The following is a 2943-nucleotide window of genomic DNA, read 5'->3' as shown; positions in this document are numbered from 1 at the left end:
AGTGCAACTATTGTAAACGGTCAAGGAAATCCTGTATCTGGCGTTAACATAACATTCAATATTAATGGAGTGTTCTATAATCGTCCAACCGATGAAAATGGAATAGCAAGATTAAACATTAATTTAATGCCAGGAGAGTATATTATAACAAGCCAATACGGTTCAGCCATGATTTCAAACAAAATAACTATCGCTGCAAAAGAGGAATGAATAATTCCTCTAATTTTTAATTTTTTAACATATATTCATCAAAAATATGAATACATATTTTATTTTAGAATGAACAATTTTAAATATTTCTTTAAATAAAACATAATTTAAGTTCAAAATAATCATACTTTTATCTTATTTTTATATAATAGCATAACTTTTATGATTTTTGATCTTTAATCAGAACACTACTCAGTTCGCGAGAATTGAAAATTAACATGAAATTATAAATATGGGGGAAAAAATTTTGAATAAATATAAAATATTTCTATTATTTTTTGTCTTATTAATATCAATTAGTGCAGTTTCTGCTGAAGGAAACCTTACAGCATTAGAAACACAAATTTATAAAAGTGATAATGGCTTTGAAATAACACAGGACTATGCATATAGTCCAACAGATGATGGAAATTATACTCTCGGAGTTTATGTCAATAAAACAAACTTTGTAATTAATGGTAATGGACATACGATTGATGGGCAAAATCAATCAAGACTTTTTAGAATTTATGGTGAAAATGTAACCGTGAACGATCTCGTTATAATAAATGGAATGGCTGATTTTGGTGGAGGAATACTTTCTTTAGGTAAGAATATAACTTTAAATAATATTACTTTTAAAAATGATTATGCCAGTTCCAGAGGAGGCGGATTAACAGTATTTAACACAGCCACTATCAATAACTCTAAATTTATTGAAAATACTGCTTCAGAAGGTAACGCAATCTACAGTGAAGAAGGAATTATTAGTATAGAAGAATCTTATTTTAAAAGTACAAATATACTTCAAACAGCTATGGTATATGGTTATCTTTCTACAATAAACATAGACAATTCAATATTTGCCGATTCAACATCAAAATCTGCAACTGCAATCTATAATGATAGAAAAACATATATTACCAATTCCAAATTTATAAACTTAAATGCAACAATGAGTGCTGGTGCTATTGTAATAAAAGAATTGGATGAAGTACTTATAGAAAATTGTAGTTTTATAAACGTGACTTCAACCAAAAATGCAGGTGCAGTATTTCTTGATACTGCAGGATATTTATATAACAATACTGGAACGAGTATAATCAGAAATAGTGAATTTTTAAATTGTTCATCTGAATTTGGTGGAGCTTTAATTATTTTAGGTGGAAATGGAATTATACTTCAAAGTACTTTTAAGGATAACCGTGCAATTTATGACGGTGGAGCAATTTATTTATCTAATGGTGAATACATAATTAGAAATACACTTATCGAAAACAATAAATTAACATCTGATGAAGAAGAATTTAATCATGGTGGCGGAATATATGCCGATGCATCTATTTTAATCACTTCCAACAGCCATTTTATAAACAATGACAAACATGGAGTGTACAGTTATGACAGTGATTTGAATATTACTGAATCACTATTTAAAAACAATGGTGAAGCTATTCACGGTGTTTTCCTTGAAAATTATTTTTTAAATAACACTTATATAAACAACACCAACTGTTTAAATGATACAAACTATGAAAGCATAGTTACTGAAAAAGTAAAACAATTAGAACTTTTAAACGATACAATCATTTTTTCAAAACTGCCTCAGAAATTTGACTTACGTGACTGGGGTTGGGTAAGTTCAGTTAAGAATCAAAATACAATGAGTGCATGCTGGGCATTCGGTGCTGCTGCAGCAATGGAATCTGCATTGATTAAATATACCGGAATTGAATATGATTTTTCAGAAAATAATATTCAAAATAGTATGATAAAATACTCCAAAATTGGAAACAAGTATTTACGAGAAGGAGGATATACAGAATCAATTGTTTATGCTATAAATTGGCTTGGAATGCTTAATGAATTTGATGATGAATTTGATGATGTTGGAAAAATATCCCAATTTATCAGCAGCCCTGAAAATGTTCACATACAGGATGTGGTAATCATTGACCCTCGTGAAAATTTAACTGACAACAAAGCAATGAAAGAAGCCGTATTAAAATACTGCGGTTTAAGTGTAGCAATGCATTCTGAATTAAAAGAACCATATTATAATAAAAATACTTCTGCATATTACTTCTTCAAAACTGGAAGCCCAAGCCATGTGGTTTTCCTTGTAGGATGGGATGATACATATTCCTCTGAAAATTTCCTGGTAACTCCGCCGGGCGATGGTGCATGGATTATAAAGAACAGTTATGGAACCGAATACGGAGATCAGGGATATAATTACATATCATATTATGATACAGGCTTTGCAACTGCACTTCAATCAAGCGGATACATTTTTGAAAATAATGAACCATATACTAAAAATTATCAAACCGATTTAGGTGGAACCATAAAATATTATGAATCAAAGCTAGGAGGTAATGTTTCTTATAAAAATACCTATACCTCCCTAGATGATGATTTAATAGCTGCAGTTGGAACTTACTTCTTTGAAAATGGCACAAAATATAACTTTAAAATTTATGTGAATGATGAATTAAAATTATCACAAAATGGAACCGCTCCATTTAAAGGCTATCATACCATTAAATTAGACAAAAACATTGCTATTGAAAAAAATGATAACTTTACAGTAGTGATGACAAAAAAATATGTTCCTATACTAGAAAACTCAAGACAACACTTTAAAACCAATACTTCATTTGCTGATTTTGGTGAAGGATTTTATGATTTAGAAAGCGACAATGTAACAGCATCATTGAAAGTTTATACTATTGATGAAGTGATACTTACTGA

2 protein-coding genes are annotated in these 2943 nt (G+C 29.6%); both read left to right on the top strand.

Features of this window, described 5'->3' with window-relative positions; translation table 11 throughout:
• The coding region (locus ACKI3Q_RS02320) for a hypothetical protein (protein WP_407413891.1) at nucleotides 1–210 on the top strand (210 nt) is incomplete at its 5' end.
• Nucleotides 211–457: 247 nt separating this feature from the next.
• On the top strand, nucleotides 458–2943 hold a 2486-nt coding region (locus tag ACKI3Q_RS02315; protein WP_407413889.1), incomplete at its 3' end, for a C1 family peptidase.

Source organism: Methanobrevibacter sp., assembly GCF_045636185.1.
Taxonomy (GTDB): Archaea; Methanobacteriota; Methanobacteria; order Methanobacteriales; family Methanobacteriaceae; genus Methanocatella.
The sequence above is the reverse complement of the archived record's forward strand: the minus strand, read 5'-3'. Positions and strand labels throughout refer to the sequence as shown.